This window comes from Bacillus cereus group sp. MYBK195-1 (assembly GCF_051916605.1).
Taxonomy (GTDB): domain Bacteria; phylum Bacillota; class Bacilli; order Bacillales; family Bacillaceae_G; genus Bacillus_A; species Bacillus_A cereus.
On sequence record NZ_JBQAGZ010000002.1, the window covers coordinates 240,727 to 257,823 of the forward strand.

A 17,097-nucleotide genomic window follows, 5' to 3' on the forward strand; every position below is an offset into this window, starting at 1 on the left:
CAATTGAATTATTTAAAGTAGGTGAAAATGTGTGAAGACAAACGTACATAAAGTTGATAAGTGGGGGAAGTTAGGAGCCTTTTTGTATCAGTTTCGTTATACAGTAATTGTAGCGTTACTGTTGCTCGCAATCGCACTTGGGATTTTTGCTCCAAAGCTACCGGGAGTATTAGGTGGTGACGGTTTCCAAACGGCAGGCGACTATCAAAAAACAAAAGAAATTTTAGATCAAGATTTTAAGAAGTCTCAAGATACGCTTCTGCTCGTTTTTGAGAAAAATAAAGATGCTTCGCATGAGGAATTTAAAAAGCGAATAGATGAAATTGTAAAGAATGTTCAAGAGAAAGAGAGCTATGAATCTTTCCATCACCCAATCCAAAATAAAGAAATGCTACAAGATGACATCGGTTATGCGACAATTTTATTTTCCGGGAAAACAAATAAAGAAAGAATGGAAAAGACATTACAATTTGCTGATGAGATTGAGAAAGAAAGTAATGTAGCATTAAAAGTAACACCTACAGGATTTCCGAAAATTAATCAAGAGATTAATGAAAGAACGCAAAATGATTTAAAAGTAGCAGAAATGATTGGATTACCAATTGCGTTTCTTGTATTACTATTTTCGTTTGGTAGTCTTTTGGCATCAATTTTACCGATTTTGAATGGGGCGCTTAGTGTTATTAGTACGATGGGGATATTGTATTTCATCGGTGTTGATAAAGAACTATCTATTTTCGTGTTAAACGTTGCACCGATGATTGGACTTGCATTATCTATTGATTTTGCGCTATTATTTGTGAACCGTTTTCGAGAGGAAGTTGCTAAACGAACGGTAAAAGAAGCGATAGCAATTACATATCAAACGGCAGGACGTGCGATTGTATTTTCAGGATTATGCGTATTTGTTGGGTTATCCGGTTTGTTTTTCTTTAAGATAGATTATATTCAATCTGTCGCGATTAGCGGAATGATTGTTGTCATTATGAGCATTTTATTCTCACTCACACTTCTTCCAGCACTATTATCGTTAATAGGTAAAAGAATATTAAAAAAGAATCAAGTAGCACATACGCCGGCAAAAGTATGGCGTAAATTTGCACAATTTGTGATGAAACATCCAATTGCAATGATTATTGTTGTTACAACATTTATTGTTATTTGCTTATTACCATTACGTACAGCGAATTTGCAGTTCCCTGGTGTTGAAGCTTTACCTGAAAAGAGTGATACAAGGATTGCATATGAAAAGTATGAAGAAGCATTTAATGAAACTTTCAAAACACACGCTGATGTTACGTTAGTTGTAGAGACGAAAAAAGATATGAAAGAAAAAGAAAGTCTACAAAAGATAGAAGAAGTCGTTCAAAAGTTAAAAGATGATAAGAAAGTACATGAAGTAAGAAGTTTATACGACGGGTTAACTGGAATGAAAGCAGATCAAGTTGTTGGAATATTGCAGTCGCCAGAATCAGCGAAACTAACTCCTGTATTTGAAGCATACACGCAAAGGAATAAGACGACGATAGAAATCTTTTTGAAAACAAAACCACGTACAGAGACTGCAAAACAGTGGGTACGTGACTTTAAAAAGAACTATAAAGAAACGGATGTTACGTATTATCTAGGCGGAATGACGACGTTTCAACAAGAATTAGAAGATGAAATTAAAGATAAAGTTGTAATTGGTATGTCTGTTATATTTGGATCGACCTTTGTTATATTATTATTTGCATTCCGATCTATACTCATTCCAATTAAGGCAATTGTTATGAATATACTTAGTTTAAGTGCAACCATTGGAATTGTTGTTTGGTTATTTGAAGGTGGTCATTTCGGTTTAGAAGCGAGTCCGGTTCTGTTTGTCTTACCAATCTTCATTTTTGGCCTCGTATTTGGGCTTAGTATGGATTATGAAGTATTTCTTATTTCACGTATTCATGAGCTCTATGAAGAAACAGGAGATAACGATCAAGCAACGTTAGAAGGGCTCGTTTCAACAAGTAGAATCATTACATCAGCTGCTTTAATAATGATTGTTGTAACTGGTGCATTCGCATTTACTGATATTTTACCAGTAAAGCAGATGGGGCTTGGCGTTGCATTAGCAATATTTCTTGATGCAACAATTATTCGTCTTATGCTCGTACCAAGCTTAATGAAGTTATTTGGAGACTGGAACTGGTGGTTACCATTTCGAAAAAAACGAGAAAAATCATCATAAAAAATGCTCATCATATTGATGAGCATTTTTTATGAATAGCAAAGCCTACATTTTGCAAATAGTATGTGATAAGAACATTACATAATAAGTAGGTGAAGGCAATGTTTCGTTATTTTAAGTTTAAGTTAAATGATACAGTACAGTTTGCCGAGAACGATGGGCATATGTATCGCATTGTCGGTTATCGGTTAGAAAAAGGATTTTATCCAAAAGATGAATGGACTCATATCATTTATGAACTACTTAGAGAATTTGACGGGTATACGATGGATGCAGAAGAGGAAGAACTTGTAAAGGTCGTTCAAGTAGAGGATGAGTATTACAAAATACAAGAAGTATCAGGTTATCGCTATCCAGTAAAAATGAAACAAAAACAACAAGTGATGAAAATAGAAAAGATGGACGATTTATTAGATGCTTACAATGATTATAAAAGGTTGGCGGATTTCTTTAAAGATTTATCATATGAACAAAAAGCTGAAGAAGTATTGTTAGAAATGAAAAGACTTAGAGCTTGAGGGGCAGTCTATTATAAGACTGTCCTCTATTTTTGGCAGTGCATCAAAGTGTGTTTTCCGTTACAATGAGAGAATCAATAGAAATAAGGTGATAAACAGTATGGAAACAAAGAAAAAGGGCGAATGGTGTGAAATTATCGTTCCAGCTAAATGGAATGGTATAAGTATTGAATCGGTATTAAAAGTAGAATGGGAAATACCGAAAAAGCTATTACATCAGCTTCGTATGGAAAAAGGTGTTACAGTTAACGGGGAACAAAGAAGATGGAATGAGCTTTTAAAAGAGAACGATAAGTTACAAGTCCATATGTTTGCGGAGGAAGAGTACGGTGTAGATCCAGAATATGGTGAATTACATGTAGTATACGAAGATGATCACGTACTTATCGTAAATAAACCAGAGCAAATGGACACACACCCTGCTGAAAAAGGTGGAACCGGGACGCTTGCAAATCTTGTTGCTTTTCATTTTCAAATGCAAGGTTTAGAGACGAAGGTGCGTCATATTCATCGTTTAGATAAAGATACGACAGGTGGTGTCGTGTTTGCTAAGCATAGAATTGCTGGTGCAATTATGGATCGTCTATTAATGGAAAGAAAAATTAAAAGAACGTACGCAGCGCTCGTTGAAGGGAAAGTAAAGAAGAAACAAGGAAAGATTGATGCTGCTATCGGAAGGGATCGCCATCATGCTACAAGGCGTCGTATTTCTCCAAAAGGTGACCAAGCTATCACATATTATAAAGTAGAAAAGTATTTTAAGAAGCAAAACACGACTTTCGTAACGTTACAATTAGAAACGGGTAGAACACATCAAATTCGTGTTCATATGAGTCATAATGGTAATCCACTAGTTGGGGATGTATTATATGGTGGACAAACAAAATATATGTCCAGTCAAGCATTGCATGCGATGAAGATAAATTTCTTGCATCCAATTACGAAAGAAGCAATTGAAGTTGATGTGCCGTTTCCTACAAAGTTAAATAATAAAATAAAAGAATTTCAAAAAGAAAATGCGTAAAGTATAAGTTTTAACTTGAAAAAAGTAGATTTTTGCAGGGATTTCTCTAAAAGAAGCGAAGCCGTTAAGAGAAAAGAGAGGTGAGAATCACTTGATCAAATATAAGTATGTACTTGGAATATTTTTCGCTTGTCTTTTACTTACTCTATTTCTCTATCCCTATTTACCAAATCGTATGGCAGTACATTGGAATGTAAATGGTGAGCCAAACGAGTTTATGAGTAAACAAGTTGTTGTAGCATTTATTCCTTGTTTTATTATTTTTTCATATGGATTTTTGTATATTATTTCACATAATATATTTAAGTTTAATGAAAGAGAGCATGGTATTATAGGCGGATTTATAAAGAAAATTACGTTATTTATGTTGTTTATTCATATGCTTATCCTCTTTATTAATTTTGGGGAGTTGATATCCTTTCAAACAGGATTAACGATTGGGATTAGTATGTTTCTTTTTATGCTGAGTAAAGAATTTAAGAAAATAAAAGGCAAAGAAAAAGATCCAATTAAATTACAAAAAATTCGTTTAGTAAGTAGACGAATTTTTCAAGTGATGGCATGTGGCATATTGTTTTCATTGTTTTTGAACTTAGAGTGGGGATTTTATGTATTGCTTAGTGTAATAAGCTGTGGATCTATGTTGTTTATGTTATATATTTTCTATTCATACATAATAGAAAGCTATGAAACTTAAAAAAGAGTCTTCTCATGAGAAGACTCTTTTAATCTATTTATTTCGTAATAAATTGTTGTGTCCAGTAGTTGCCGCTTTCTACATAGCCAACACCGATGTGAGTGAAGCCGTTATTTAAGATGTTTGCACGGTGTCCAGCGCTGTTCATCCAAGCTTGTACTACTTCTTCAGGTGTACGTTGGCCTTGAGCGATGTTTTCACCTGCAGATGTATAAGAAATACCAAATTTCTTCATCATATCAAACGGAGATCCGTATGTAGGACTGTTATGATCAAAGTAGTTGTTTTTTTGCATATCTTCAGACTTAATACGTGCTACTTTACTTAATTCAGTATCGATTTTTAGTGCTGGTAAGCCTTGTTTTGCACGCTCAGCGTTTGTTAATTCAACAACACGTTGTTCGAACTCGCTTAAAGATTTTGCTTCTTCAGCAGGCTTTTGCTCAGCAGGTTTTTGAGTATTGTTGTTTTCAGCAGGTTTTTGAGCTTCTGGTTTTTGAACTTCTTCAGCAGGCTTTTGCTCGGCTGGTTTTTGTTCAACTGGCTTTTGAGTTTCTGGCTTAGCTGTTGGTTGCTCAGTTACAACATTTTCAGTAGGTTGTTGACCAGGAATGAAGCAGTTTGGTTGGAAGTTTCCTTGTTGCCATTGTGCTAATGATTCAACTCCCATAGATTGTAAGAATGCTTGTAATTCTTGTTGGCTCATTTGTTTCATCATCACTTTTGAATGCTGAATATTTTGAACCTTTACGTTAGATGGTTGTACTGTTGCAGCTTGTGCATCTAGAGAAGATACTCCTAAAGTAAGAGCTGTTGCAGCAGCTACAGATAATAAAACACGCTTTTTCATGATGTGTGTCCCCCTATATAAAGTTTTAATTTGTTTTCACACGATTTGTTTTTGACAGCCTGTCTGACTGACAAATTCATCGTAGCATACAATTTGCGAGAAAAAAGATGGAAAAAAATTCATAGACTTTAAAATTACCTAATTTATCCTAAGAGAAGAAGGGAGCAAAAATAAGAGAAATATAGAGTATAAAAGGAATTTATAGTGTTTTTATACTTGGTTTTAAGAGGGGATTTTTGGATAAAGTTACCTAAATAGAAAATGAAGAATCCTATTGTATCAATGGTTTGAGCGATTTTTTGAGGAATATAATGGATTGATTTTTACAAAACTGTAATGTTTCTGTTGTTCTTTTTTATAATAAAGTAACATATTTTTAATGTTGTAGCAGACAAAAAAGCGGCTATCTCTTTACATAGACGAAGGAGATAGCCGTTTTCCTATTATTACGTATGTTACGAGTTATTACGAGTTAGTTTCAATTGCTTCTAATAATAAATCCACAATGTGAATTCCTCTCATCTTATGAGAAAGCCCTTCTCGCTCAATACCCAATTTCATTTGTAATAAACAACCCGGATTTGCAGTAACAATGGTTGCTGCTTCTGTTTCATGCACACGGTCCATTTTGTAATCTAGAAATTCCATTGATAACTCTGAATGAACAATATTGTAAATACCAGCAGAGCCACAGCAACGATCGGCATCTTTCATTTCTCGATATGTTGCACCTTGGATAGCCTCTAGTAACATACGAGGTTCAGAAGATGTGCGCATAACATTGCGTAAATGACAAGAGTCTTGATACGTAATAACTTGCGGCGTGAGTCGTAAGTCAGTTCGCTTATGGAAGTCTAGTTCTACTAGTATAGCAGTAATATCTTTAATCTTAGAAACAAACTGCTTAGCACGTTCAGCCCAATCCGGATCATCCTTTAAAAGATAATCATAGTCTACGAGGTAAGCTCCGCAACCACCTGCATTCGTAATAATATAGTCGATGTTTAAGTCTTCGAATGCTTTTATATTGCGCTTTGCTAATTCTTTTGCTCCACTCTTTTCACCAGCATGTCCATGCAATGCACCGCAGCAACTTTGTGTTTTCGGAATAACGATATCACAACCAGCTAATTGAAGAAGTTTCATCGTTGCGTTATTTGTTTCTAAAAACATCGTATCCATTAAGCAGCCTGTGAAGAATGCAACTTGTTTTTTCTTTGTACTTTCTGCAGGTAAAAATGAAGGACGATCTTTCATCGCTTTCATTTTAGGGACTTTTGGTAAAACGAGATCCATCGTTGCAAGTGTTTCGGGGAATAACTTCATAATCCCTGTTTTATGTGTTAGCGTTTGTAAACCAGAACGTTGATAAAATCCGATTAGTCCAGTTAATGTTCTCATTCGATTTTGATGGGGGAATAATCCTTCAAAAACGACTTTTCGAACAGCTTTCACTGGCACCGAGAATTTTTTATTTTGATTAATAATATCACGAGCTTCTTCTAATAAATGCCCATAATTTACACCAGATGGACAAACAGGCTCACAAGCACGGCAACCAAGACAAACGTTTAATGTATTCTCAACATCTTCATCTGGTTCGATTAAACCATCAACGACAGCTTTCATTAATGCGATACGTCCGCGCGGTGAATGTGATTCTTTATATCCGGATTGAATGTAGGTAGGACAAGTAGGTAAACAAAAACCGCATCGCATACAGTTTAGTAATTCATCTTCACTTAATCGTTCTTTAAATTCTTTTTGAATATTTTCTTTATTCAATGTCGTCATCGCTCAACCACCACTCTTTTTCGGGTGTCTTTCGCGAACATTTTTCCAGGATTCATAATGTTATTTGGATCGAAAGCTTGCTTTATTCCTTGCATAGCTGCAATACCTTCCTTACCTAATTTCATTTCTAAATATGGAGCTTTCATCGCACCAACACCATGTTCACCAGTAATTGTGCCACCAAGTTCAATTGCTTTCGCAAATATTTCAGCAAAAGCTTGTTCAGCTCGGTGCATTTCTTCTGCATTACGAGCGTCTGTCATACAAGTTGGATGTAAGTTACCATCACCAGCGTGTCCAAACGTACAAATAGGAATATTATATTTTTTTGCAATGGTATTAATAGCTTCAACCATTGGAGCTATTTGTGAACGTGGTACAGTTGCATCTTCTAATATTGTAGTAGGTTTTAATCGTGCGAGCGCTGATAGGGCACTACGGCGAGCGGTACGAAGCGCATCTGCTTCCGTCTCATCTTTTGCAACGCGAACATCAACTGCATTCATAGAGTGACAAATGTTAGCCATTTTTTCAATATCTCGATTGACTACTTCGGGTGGACCGTCTTGTTCGATTAATAAAATTGCTTTTACATCTGTAGGTAAACCGATTTGTGCAAACTCTTCTACTACTTCAATTGTCGGTTGGTCTAAAAACTCCAGTGTTGCTGGAATGATTTTATTTGCAATAATAGAAGAAACAGCACGTGCAGCTTCATTAATATCTTCATATAATGCAAGCATTGTTTTCTTTGTTTCAGGCATAGGAACAAGTTTTAATATGGCTTCTGTTACCACGCCAAGTGTTCCTTCAGAACCGATAAATAAACGAGTTAAATCGTAACCAGCTACATCTTTTGCTAATTTACCACCAGTGCGAATAATATCACCATTTGGTAAGACAAGTTCAAGCCCCATTACATAATCACGTGTTACGCCATATTTCAAACCGCGTAATCCACCTGAGTTTTCATTAATATTACCGCCGATTGTAGAAATTTTCATCGAGCTTGGATCTGGTGGATAAAATAAACCTTTTTCTTCTACCGCTTTAATAATATCAAGTGTAATGACACCAGCTTGTACAGTAATTGTTAAGTTTTCTTCATCAATTTCTAAAATATTGTTCATATGGTGGAAAATAAGGACGATACCGCCTTCAAGTGGACATGTTCCTGCGCAAAGATTTGTTCCAGACCCGCGCACATACACAGGAATTTTGTGAGTGTTACATACTTTTAACACTTCAGCTACTTCATTTGTATTACGAGGAGCAATGACTGCATCAGGCATTGCTTGGAAGTTTGGAGTGGCATCATAACTATAAGTTAAACGCCCCATATTGGATGTATCTACATTATCTTCGCCAACAATAGATACGAATGAATGAATAATTTGTTTTTCTAACATTGGAAATCCCCCTCAAACTGTTAACGTGTTTAGTTATAATAAACAACGTGGTAACAGTGCTTTCATTATAATGATAAAAAAGTCGAGGGATTCTTTCTATGTATAATCATCTAAAGATTAATCTGTTTTATCGTTCTTTTTTGTATGATTATCTAATAGGAGGAGTGCGAAGTATAAAACGTTTAAGTCTTTGAATTGTTTTGGATCAAGTCCTGTATGTTCTTCAATCTTTTTTAGCCTATAATGTAAGGTGTTAATGTGTATATGTAATTGTTTAGCTGTCTGTTTATAAGATTGGTTATAATCGATAAATAAGCGTAAAGTGTGCATAAGCTCAGGAGATGATAGTAAGCTTTCGATGGTACGCTCTAGAAATTGTTCACGCGTTTCGGCAGAAATATCTTGTAAACACATTTCTAAACGTAAATCTTCATTAAATACAATTTTTTTCGTTTCCAATGATACAGAAAGAGCACGTAATGCTTGTTCGTAACATATGTTCATATTGTTTGGGGTAACTGTTTGCCCAATCCCGATATATAAAGGAATAGAAAATAAAGCTTCGCAGTCTTGTTTTAACCGTTTTAAAAACTGATAAGTTTGTTCTTTGGAGCTCATCGCTGTAAATAAAATAAAACGATCATTTCCCCAGCGAACAAATAGATGCTCTTTTGTTAAAATATTTCGTACATGTTGCCATATTTTACGCTGGAGCATTGTGTCATTTTTGCCAATAGAAAACAAAACAAGTTGTTTTTTCTTATATAAATCAATGCCAAGTGTTTTGGCACGATCAAGAAAACTCGGGGACCACTCTGTATTTTGAAGCCAATCAAAGACAAAAGCTTCATAAGAACGGTGCTCAAGTTCTAATTGCTCTAAAAAGTAGTTTTCATGAATTAATAATTCGGTCATCTTACGCAATATTTCTCCGTAGCGTGAAATATTTTCAGGTTCTCCGGTAATCCCAATGACACCAATTACTTCATCATGAAATAATAGAGGAAGATTCATCCCAGCCTTTACACCTTGCAATCGCCTTTCATCTTCTTTTGTAATGATGACGGTTTTCTTTTGTTTAGCGCAGCGGAGTGCACCTTCATGAAATTGGCCAATTCTTTCTGTATCTGTACTTGCGATAATAACGCCTTCTATATTAATGATAATTATATTTTCTGTAATTAGTCTGCGTACTTCTCGTACAATTTTATTCGCTAAATCAGGAAATAGCATAATTGACACACCTCAAATTCTATTTGTTGTACATTATATATGTAAATTGAGTAAGAAAGGGAAATTTCACACTTTCCACACATTTATTTGTTATTTTACAATTATAACGAAATCATCTGAAGATGGAGGGAATCTTTTGAGAAAGTATGTTTTTCTTCTCTGTTTTTTATTTCTATTAGTAGGGTGTCAAGGAAGTTCATATACACCAATTGCTAAAGATAAAAATGTTATTATAACTACGAATATAAAAGAAGGCAGTATTAGTTTTATTGATAAAAAAGATAAAAAGTTAATTACGACATGGGAACTAAATGAGCCAATGGCCGGAATCACACTGCTTCCAAATGGCGATGAAATACTTGTATACGGTAAGCAATTAGAATATATGTATGTATATTCACTAGCGGAAGGAAGGCAAGTGGAAAAATATAAAACTGGAAAGGGCATTGTAAATGTGGTCGTATCAGCAGATAAAAAACAATTATTTGCTGCTGATCAAAATGTTCAAAAGGTAAGGTTCTTTACGATAAATGGGAAAGAGACAGGAAATGTTTCAACAGGAAAAGGGCCTATAACGATGGTAGAGTATCAGAATCGGTTATCTGTACTAAACTTTTATGATACGAAACTAACGACAATTGATACGAAGAAAAAAGAAGTTGTTCAATCCTTTATGATTCCGCCAGCATCAACAGGAGCGACGATTAGTCCTGATGGGAAAGAAATATGGATTGGCGGGCATGGTGATGGAAATCAAGTGAATGAGAAAGTATTAGTGTATTCTTTACAGAGCGGTGAAATGGTACGTTCTTTACACGCTCCATTTATGCCTGTGAACATAACGAAAGATAATAAGTACATATATGCATTAAGCCACGGTTCGAATATGCTTAGAAAATTTGATATTAGTACGTATAAAGAGGTAGCTTCCGTTGAAATAGGCTCAAATCCATTTGCATTTTTGAAAAGCGGAGCAGAAGGATATGTAGCAAGTTATGATAGTGATGAAGTGTGCGTCATGGATATGAAGAGTATGAAAATAAAACAAACAATTAAAGTCGGAAAAGGACCGTTTCAACTCATAGAGAGGGAAGGGAAGGACAATGAATAAATATAGAGTGCTAGTTGTAGATGATGAAAGTGATATGAGACAGCTTGTTGGAATGTATTTGGATAACTTTGGATATGAGTGGGGAGAAGCTGAAAACGGAAAAGAGGCTCTTAAAAAACTAGAAACGGATCATTATGATTTCGTTGTATTAGATATAATGATGCCAGAAATGGATGGACTTTCAGTTTGTAAAGAAATTAGAAAAACGTCAGATGTGCCGATTATATTTTTAACCGCAAAAGGTGAAGAGTGGAATAGGGTGAATGGCTTACGTATGGGAGCAGATGATTATATTGTAAAACCGTTTAGTCCTGGTGAATTGGTTGCCCGTATGGAAGCTGTACTAAGAAGATATACAAAGCAAGAACAGCAAGAAGAGATTCAATTTGGACCAATTCTTATCAATGAAAAAAGCAGACGAATTGAGGCGAATGGTGAGTCGATTTCTCTTACTGTAAAAGAGTTTGATTTACTATATTTTCTTTGTCAGCATACAGGACAAGTATTTAGCCGGGAGCAATTACTTGAAAAGGTATGGGGATATGATTATGCCGGAAGTACAAGAACAGTAGATACGCACGTGAAAACGATGCGCTTGAAGCTTGGAGAAAGTGGAAACTACATTCAAACTGTTTGGGGTGTAGGCTATAAATTTGAGGTGTAACATATGTTTACGATGGTACAAAAACTTTGGCTTACAGTAGTATGTGCAGTATGTGTAACAGTGTCCTTTCTTTATTTCGTATCTTTATACTCGTATGAAAAGTTATACGTTGATAATTTAAAAGCTTCGTTAGTAATGGAAGGAAAAAGTCTTGCTGCTCAATATGATAAGCGTGAAGGAATATCAACTTTTGAAGAGAAAGTAAGATCGTTTAATCAAATATCTAGTTCGGACGTTATTTTCGTATCTAATCCGCGTGATTTAAGCGCATGTTTGCCTTTTGATGTGCATCATCATTCTCTTATAAGTGAAGGAGATAGGCAAACGCTATTAGATGGGGAAACTGTGACAAAAATAGGATATGAAGAACATTTTGACCGTAATATTATGGGGGTTGTCATTCCTGTATTGGAAAATAAAAAATTAGTCGGAATTGTCTATTCGTATATTCCTTTAAAAAGTATAAAAAATTTAATCTATGATATGGGTCTTATTTTAGCACCGTTAGCAATTGCTATGATTTTAATTACGATATGGGTTGGAAGAAAAATTATAATTGCAATTACGAAGCCACTTTCGCAAATGGAGCGGGTTGCAAATCATTTGGCTACGGGAGATTTTTCGGAGCGGATTACAGTTTCTTCAGAGGATGAAATTGGACGATTAGGAAAAGCATTTAATAAAATGGCAAATTCATTAGAAACAGAAGATGTAAAGCGTAAGGAATTTTTAGCAAATGTTTCGCATGAACTTAGAACACCACTTAGTTATATAAAAGGGTATAGCGAGGCTATTTTAGATGGTGTTGCAAAGGGAGCTCAGCAGGAAAAAGTAACTCAGCTAATTCATAAAGAAGCAGGTCGTATGCAGCGTCTCGTTCATGACTTGTTAGACTTAGCACAATTAGAAGGTGAGCACTTTCCGTTAAAGAAGCAACCTATCGTTTTTTCACAGCTGATTGAAGACGTATTAGATACGTATGAGATTAAGTTTATAGAAAAGGAAATTCATATTTCAACCAATTTAAATCCAGAGGTCATTGTCATGATTGATGAGGATCGTATGCAACAAGTGCTTCATAATGTGTTAGATAATGCGATACGATATACAAATCAAAAAGGAAATATCGTTATAACTTTAGAGCAAATCGATGATTACTGTGAATTAAAAATAAAAGATACAGGAATTGGCATTGATATAGAGCATTTGGAGAATCTTGGGGAACGCTTTTACAGAGTTGATAAAGCGAGAAGTCGTCAACATGGTGGAACAGGTTTAGGCCTTGCTATTGTGAAACAAATTGTTCATATACATGGTGGACAGTGGAAAATTGAAAGTGAAAAAGATAAGGGAACAACGGTTATTATTAAACTGAATGTACAGGATGAGGGGGGCATGTTCTAATTTTTAGGGCATGTTCTTTATATTGAAGAAAATATTTATCCCACTATTCGCTGGTCAGTAAGACCCTCACCTCAAAATTCAGCGGAAGCAAAGAAGTTAGGTGGAGGCACTGCTGCCCGTAAAAGCCCGATTGGTGAGGGCTAATAATCAGTGGGGGATGAACAAAACCCTCACTGATTAAAGTTTCACTTTATACGTAAAAATATAAATTAATATGTAATAAATATCGAAAATTTGACTATTTTATGAACAAAACATTTGTACTTCTTATCAATTCGGTCTAAAATAGTTATGATGCAAAGTTCTTATAAATCGTTTCAATTGTTGTTTGGAAGATACTGAGGTGATTTAACTGGAGTACAAATCTATTAAACCGAAAAAAATTTACGAAGAAGTATCTGAAGCTATTTTAACAATGATTAAAAATGGTACGTTAAAACCTGGTGACAAACTACTCCCTGTGCATCAATTAGCTGAGCAGTTTCAAGTTGGCAGATCTGCTGTTCGTGAAGCGCTAAGTGCGCTAAGAGCGATGGGCTTAATTGAGATGAAACAAGGAGAAGGTACATATGTGAAGAACTTCGATTCTTCTTCATTAACGAAATCATTAAACAATAGATTATTAATGAAGAAAGAAGATATTTTGAATTTATTAGAAGTACGAAAGGTGCTTGAAGTGGGGGCAGTTCGAGTAGCGGCGGCAAAACGTACGGAAGATAATTTACAAAATATGAAACATTGGTTAGATGAAATGGCAAAGAGCATTGGAGATGAAAAGGCTGGCGAAAAAGCCGATTTTCAATTTCATATGGGAATTGCAGAGTCTTCGCATAATAGCATTTTGCTTGAACTCATGAATCATGTTTCAGAGATGATTGCTGAAACGATTGGTGAATCAAGACGCATTATTTTATATGGTGAACAAACGACATCAGAACGACTTATAGAAGAGCATCAAGTTATATATGATGCGGTGTTAAAACAAGATGTAGAATTAGCGCAGCAAGCAATGCTAGATCACTTAACAAATGTAGAACATATTGTCACAGGTAAAAACGATATAAATTCGTAATTTAATCTTTTAAAAATTTAATTTTCTGATAAAATAGAGAAAGATTAAGTAAGCGTTTTCTTTAGAGAAGGGAGAGGATAGGCCATGGTTGAGCCTATTTCTTCTCTGCTAAGTCATCTGATGACCATATGTTTGTTGGTGAAGTTGTAAAAAGGGGGAGTAATAGTTATGAAAGTTACTTTATTTGTTACTTGTTTAGTCGATATGTTTGAAACAAATGTCGGCAAAGCAACGGTTGAAGTGTTGGAGCGTTTAGGTTGTGAAATTGAATTTCCAGAAGCGCAAGTTTGTTGTGGTCAGCCTGCTTATAATAGCGGCCATGTAGAAGCAGCAAAAGAAGCAATGAAACATATGATTGAAACTTTCGAAGATGCAGAATATATTGTTACGCCATCTGGTTCTTGTGCGACAATGTTTCATGAGTATCCACATGTTTTCAAAGATGATCCAAAGTGGGCTAAACGTGCACAAAAAGTTGCTGATAAAACTTATGAATTTACACAGTTTATTGTGGATGTTTTAAAGGTTACTGATGTTGGTGCAAGTTTACCAGGGGTCGCTACTATTCATAAATCATGTCATATGACACGTATGCTTGGAATAAAAGAAGCACCAGGAATTTTATTATCAAATGTAAAAGGATTAACTGTGAGAGATTTGCCAAACGTGCAAAATTGTTGCGGGTTTGGGGGAACGTTTTCAGTTAAGATGACTCCAATTTCTGAGCAAATGGTAGACGAAAAAGTAGATAGTGTAATGGAAACAGGTGCAGATTATTTAATCGGTGCAGATTGTGGGTGTTTGTTAAACATTGGCGGACGTATTGAGCGTTTAGGAAAAGAAGTAAAAGTAATGCATATTGCTGAGGTACTGAATAGTCGCTCATGAAGGGGGAACATAAGCTATGTCTATGAAAATCAGTGAGAAAAAATTTAATGATCGCGTTGGTGATGGAATTCAAGATTCGTTTATGCGCGGAGCAGTATCTTCTGCACAAACGCGTTTATATACGAATCGCTTAAAAGCCGCAGATGAACTAGGAAACTGGGAAGAGTGGCGTGAACTAGGTGAACAAATTCGTCAACATACGTTAGAAAATCTTGATTATTACTTAATGCAGTTAAGTGAAAATGTATCAAAAAGAGGCGGACACGTGTACTTTGCGAAAACGAAAGAGGAAGCAGCAAAGTATATTCAAGACGTTGCAAAAAAGAAGCAGGCAAAAAAGGTAGTAAAATCAAAGTCGATGGTAACAGAAGAAATTAGTATGAACCATGCGCTTGAAGAGATTGGCTGTGAAGTGTTAGAGAGTGACTTAGGAGAGTATATCTTGCAAGTAGATAACGATCCACCTTCACATATTATTGCACCTGCACTTCATAAAAATAGAACGCAAATTCGCGATGTATTTAAAGAAAAGCTAGGCTATGAAAATTCTGATGACCCGTATGAAATGACAAAGTTTGTTCGTAAACAACTTCGTGAGAAATTTATGGATGCAGAAATTGGTGTAACTGGTTGTAACTTTGCTGTTGCAAATACTGGCTCTCTTTGTTTAGTAACGAATGAAGGTAATGCAGATCTTGTTATGTCAATTCCTAAAACACAAATAGCGGTAATGGGTATGGAACGTATGGTTCCGACAATGGAAGAATTAGATGTTTTAGTTGGTTTACTATGTCGTAGTGCAGTAGGTCAAAAATTAACAAGTTATGTAACAGTAGCGGGGCCAATTCAAGAAGAGGAAGTTGATGGACCTGAAGAATTTCATTTAGTTGTTGTTGATAATGGTCGCTCTCAAATTCTTGGATCTGAATTCCGTTCAGTATTACAATGTATTCGTTGCGCTGCTTGTGTTAATGTATGTCCTGTATATCGTCACGTTGGTGGACATTCATATGGATCGATTTACTCAGGACCAATCGGTGCGGTATTAACACCGCTTCTAGGTGGATATGATGATTACAAAGAGCTTCCTTATGCATCTAGTTTATGCGGAGCATGTACAGAAGCTTGTCCAGTAAAAATTCCATTGCATGATTTATTATTAAAACATCGTCAAGTCATCGTTGAGCAAGAAGGTCGTGCACCACTTGCAGAAAAACTGGCTATGAAAATGTTTAGTATGGGTGCTTCTTCAGCTGCTTTATATAAAATGGGTTCAAAAATGGCACCAGCGGCAATGAGTCCATTTACATCTGGTAATCGTGTATCAAAAGGTGTTGGACCACTTAAAAACTGGACGGATATTCGTGAATTCCCAGCTCCAAGTAAAGAACGATTCCGTGATTGGTATAAAGATCATAAGAAAGGCGGGGATAAATAATGACAGGATTAATTCAAAACCGTGATGCCTTTCTAGATAACATTGCAAAAGAACTTGGGCGCGCGCGTAAAACAGAAGGCGTAGAGCGTCCAGTATGGAAAAGTAATGTGAATATAGAAACGTTAAAAGATTATTCACAAGAAGAATTACTAGAAGTGTTTAAAGAGCAATGTACAAACATTCATACAACTGTAGTAGAAACGACAAACGACCGTTTAGGTGAAGACCTTCAAAAAGTAATCATGGAAAACGGCGGGGGACCTATTTTATTATCAGCAGATGCGCGTTTTGATGCATATGGTTTAACATCTTTATTTAAAGAAGAACTTCCAAAGCGAGATGTTGAAGTAAATGTATGGGATCCAGAGAGAAAAGACGAAAATATGCGTTTAGCTGAAAAAGCGAATATTGGTATTGCATTTAGTGATTATACATTAGCTGAATCTGGTACAATTGTTGTACAAAGTCATAAAGGTCAAGGGCGTTCTTTACACTTTTTACCGACTGTATATTTTGCTATTATTCCACGTGAAACACTTGTGCCTCGTATTACACAAGCAGTTCAGGATATGAACTCACGCGTAGAAAATGGGGAGACAGCGGCATCTTGTATTAACTTTATTACAGGGCCAAGTAACTCGGCTGACATCGAGATGAATCTTGTTGTTGGAGTACATGGACCATTAAAAGCAGTTTATTTCATCGTATAAAAGAGGGGAAAGCAGGCCAGGAAATGGCCTGCTTTTTAGTAGAATAAAGGATAATATGAAG

Annotated in this window: 15 protein-coding genes; 11 read left to right on the plus strand and 4 right to left on the minus strand. The window is 35.6% G+C overall.

Annotation, left to right across the window (positions count from 1 at the left end; genetic code table 11):
* The first annotated feature begins 31 nt into the window (after window positions 1–31).
* From ACTFRY_RS10855 to ACTFRY_RS10870, 4 genes are all read left to right on the plus strand, one after another.
* Window positions 32–2,224 carry an MMPL family transporter gene (locus ACTFRY_RS10855; RefSeq protein WP_098616847.1) on the plus strand — a complete coding sequence of 731 codons (2,193 nt, stop codon included), beginning with the start codon at window positions 32–34 and terminating at the stop codon, window positions 2,222–2,224.
* A gap of 101 nt (window positions 2,225–2,325) precedes the next feature.
* The gene (locus ACTFRY_RS10860) at window positions 2,326–2,742 is read left to right on the plus strand and encodes a hypothetical protein (RefSeq protein ID WP_000490301.1); all 417 of its coding nucleotides are present in this window, start codon (window positions 2,326–2,328) and stop codon (window positions 2,740–2,742) included.
* Window positions 2,743–2,842: 100 nt separating this feature from the next.
* Entirely contained in the window at window positions 2,843–3,766 is a 924-nt protein-coding gene (locus ACTFRY_RS10865) for an RluA family pseudouridine synthase (RefSeq protein WP_000448321.1), read from the plus strand.
* A gap of 91 nt (window positions 3,767–3,857) precedes the next feature.
* Window positions 3,858–4,463, plus strand: a complete 606-nt coding sequence (locus ACTFRY_RS10870; protein ID WP_000598996.1) for a DUF1648 domain-containing protein — start codon at window positions 3,858–3,860, stop codon at window positions 4,461–4,463.
* A 37-nt stretch (window positions 4,464–4,500) separates the two neighbouring features.
* Here the strand turns inward: ACTFRY_RS10870 and ACTFRY_RS10875 are convergent, their stop codons facing one another.
* From ACTFRY_RS10875 to ACTFRY_RS10890, 4 genes are all read right to left on the minus strand, one after another.
* Entirely contained in the window at window positions 4,501–5,313 is an 813-nt protein-coding gene (locus ACTFRY_RS10875) for a CAP domain-containing protein (RefSeq protein ID WP_088363119.1), read from the minus strand.
* Window positions 5,314–5,778: 465 nt separating this feature from the next.
* Window positions 5,779–7,107 carry a (Fe-S)-binding protein gene (locus ACTFRY_RS10880; RefSeq protein ID WP_000209649.1) on the minus strand — a complete coding sequence of 443 codons (1,329 nt, stop codon included), beginning with the start codon at window positions 7,105–7,107 and terminating at the stop codon, window positions 5,779–5,781.
* Window positions 7,104–8,516 (minus strand): glycolate oxidase subunit GlcD, encoded by a 1,413-nt coding sequence (gene glcD, locus ACTFRY_RS10885; RefSeq protein ID WP_098616846.1) that lies wholly within the window; start codon window positions 8,514–8,516, stop codon window positions 7,104–7,106. Before glcD ends, ACTFRY_RS10880 begins: the two co-directional genes overlap by 4 nt.
* Window positions 8,517–8,633: 117 nt before the next feature.
* Window positions 8,634–9,758, minus strand: a complete 1,125-nt coding sequence (locus ACTFRY_RS10890) for a CdaR family transcriptional regulator (RefSeq protein WP_001999325.1) — start codon at window positions 9,756–9,758, stop codon at window positions 8,634–8,636.
* Between the two features lie 127 nt (window positions 9,759–9,885).
* Here ACTFRY_RS10890 and ACTFRY_RS10895 point away from each other — a divergent pair, with 127 nt between their 5' ends.
* The 7 genes from ACTFRY_RS10895 to ACTFRY_RS10925 all read left to right on the plus strand — a co-directional run bounded on the left by ACTFRY_RS10895 (window position 9,886) and on the right by ACTFRY_RS10925 (window position 17,036).
* The gene (locus tag ACTFRY_RS10895) at window positions 9,886–10,860 is read left to right on the plus strand and encodes a YncE family protein (RefSeq protein ID WP_001234145.1); all 975 of its coding nucleotides are present in this window, start codon (window positions 9,886–9,888) and stop codon (window positions 10,858–10,860) included.
* The gene (locus ACTFRY_RS10900; protein WP_001046400.1) at window positions 10,853–11,524 is read left to right on the plus strand and encodes a response regulator transcription factor; all 672 of its coding nucleotides are present in this window, start codon (window positions 10,853–10,855) and stop codon (window positions 11,522–11,524) included. The genes ACTFRY_RS10895 and ACTFRY_RS10900 overlap by 8 nt, the downstream gene beginning before the upstream one ends.
* Window positions 11,525–11,527: 3 nt before the next feature.
* Window positions 11,528–12,928 (plus strand): sensor histidine kinase, encoded by a 1,401-nt coding sequence (locus tag ACTFRY_RS10905; protein WP_098616845.1) that lies wholly within the window; start codon window positions 11,528–11,530, stop codon window positions 12,926–12,928.
* Between the two features lie 382 nt (window positions 12,929–13,310).
* Window positions 13,311–14,000: a FadR/GntR family transcriptional regulator gene (locus ACTFRY_RS10910; protein ID WP_254904472.1), complete on the plus strand. Its 690-nt coding sequence runs from the start codon at window positions 13,311–13,313 to the stop codon at window positions 13,998–14,000.
* 168 nt (window positions 14,001–14,168) lie between these two features.
* Window positions 14,169–14,888 carry a (Fe-S)-binding protein gene (locus tag ACTFRY_RS10915; RefSeq protein WP_000869150.1) on the plus strand — a complete coding sequence of 240 codons (720 nt, stop codon included), beginning with the start codon at window positions 14,169–14,171 and terminating at the stop codon, window positions 14,886–14,888.
* Window positions 14,889–14,904: 16 nt separating this feature from the next.
* A complete protein-coding gene (locus ACTFRY_RS10920; RefSeq protein ID WP_000061930.1) occupies window positions 14,905–16,326 on the plus strand; it encodes a LutB/LldF family L-lactate oxidation iron-sulfur protein in 1,422 nt (473 codons plus the stop codon).
* Complete coding sequence (locus tag ACTFRY_RS10925) at window positions 16,326–17,036, plus strand: LutC/YkgG family protein (RefSeq protein WP_000147183.1); 711 nt, start codon at window positions 16,326–16,328, stop codon at window positions 17,034–17,036. The genes ACTFRY_RS10920 and ACTFRY_RS10925 overlap by 1 nt, the downstream gene beginning before the upstream one ends.
* Window positions 17,037–17,097 lie beyond the last annotated feature (61 nt).

What these genes read in the sequence shown, in the direction of transcription:
- ACTFRY_RS10860 (WP_000490301.1), top strand. Translation starts at nt 2,326, where the DNA reads ATGTTTCGTTATTTTAAGTTTAAGTTAAATGATACAGTACAGTTTGCC.
- ACTFRY_RS10865 (WP_000448321.1), top strand. Translation starts at nt 2,843, where the DNA reads ATGGAAACAAAGAAAAAGGGCGAATGGTGTGAAATTATCGTTCCAGCT.
- ACTFRY_RS10875 (WP_088363119.1), bottom strand. Translation starts at nt 5,313, where the DNA reads ATGAAAAAGCGTGTTTTATTATCTGTAGCTGCTGCAACAGCTCTTACT.
- ACTFRY_RS10880 (WP_000209649.1), bottom strand. Translation starts at nt 7,107, where the DNA reads ATGACGACATTGAATAAAGAAAATATTCAAAAAGAATTTAAAGAACGA.
- glcD (WP_098616846.1), bottom strand. Translation starts at nt 8,516, where the DNA reads ATGTTAGAAAAACAAATTATTCATTCATTCGTATCTATTGTTGGCGAA.
- ACTFRY_RS10900 (WP_001046400.1), top strand. Translation starts at nt 10,853, where the DNA reads ATGAATAAATATAGAGTGCTAGTTGTAGATGATGAAAGTGATATGAGA.
- ACTFRY_RS10905 (WP_098616845.1), top strand. Translation starts at nt 11,528, where the DNA reads ATGTTTACGATGGTACAAAAACTTTGGCTTACAGTAGTATGTGCAGTA.
- ACTFRY_RS10915 (WP_000869150.1), top strand. Translation starts at nt 14,169, where the DNA reads ATGAAAGTTACTTTATTTGTTACTTGTTTAGTCGATATGTTTGAAACA.
- ACTFRY_RS10920 (WP_000061930.1), top strand. Translation starts at nt 14,905, where the DNA reads ATGTCTATGAAAATCAGTGAGAAAAAATTTAATGATCGCGTTGGTGAT.
- ACTFRY_RS10925 (WP_000147183.1), top strand. Translation starts at nt 16,326, where the DNA reads ATGACAGGATTAATTCAAAACCGTGATGCCTTTCTAGATAACATTGCA.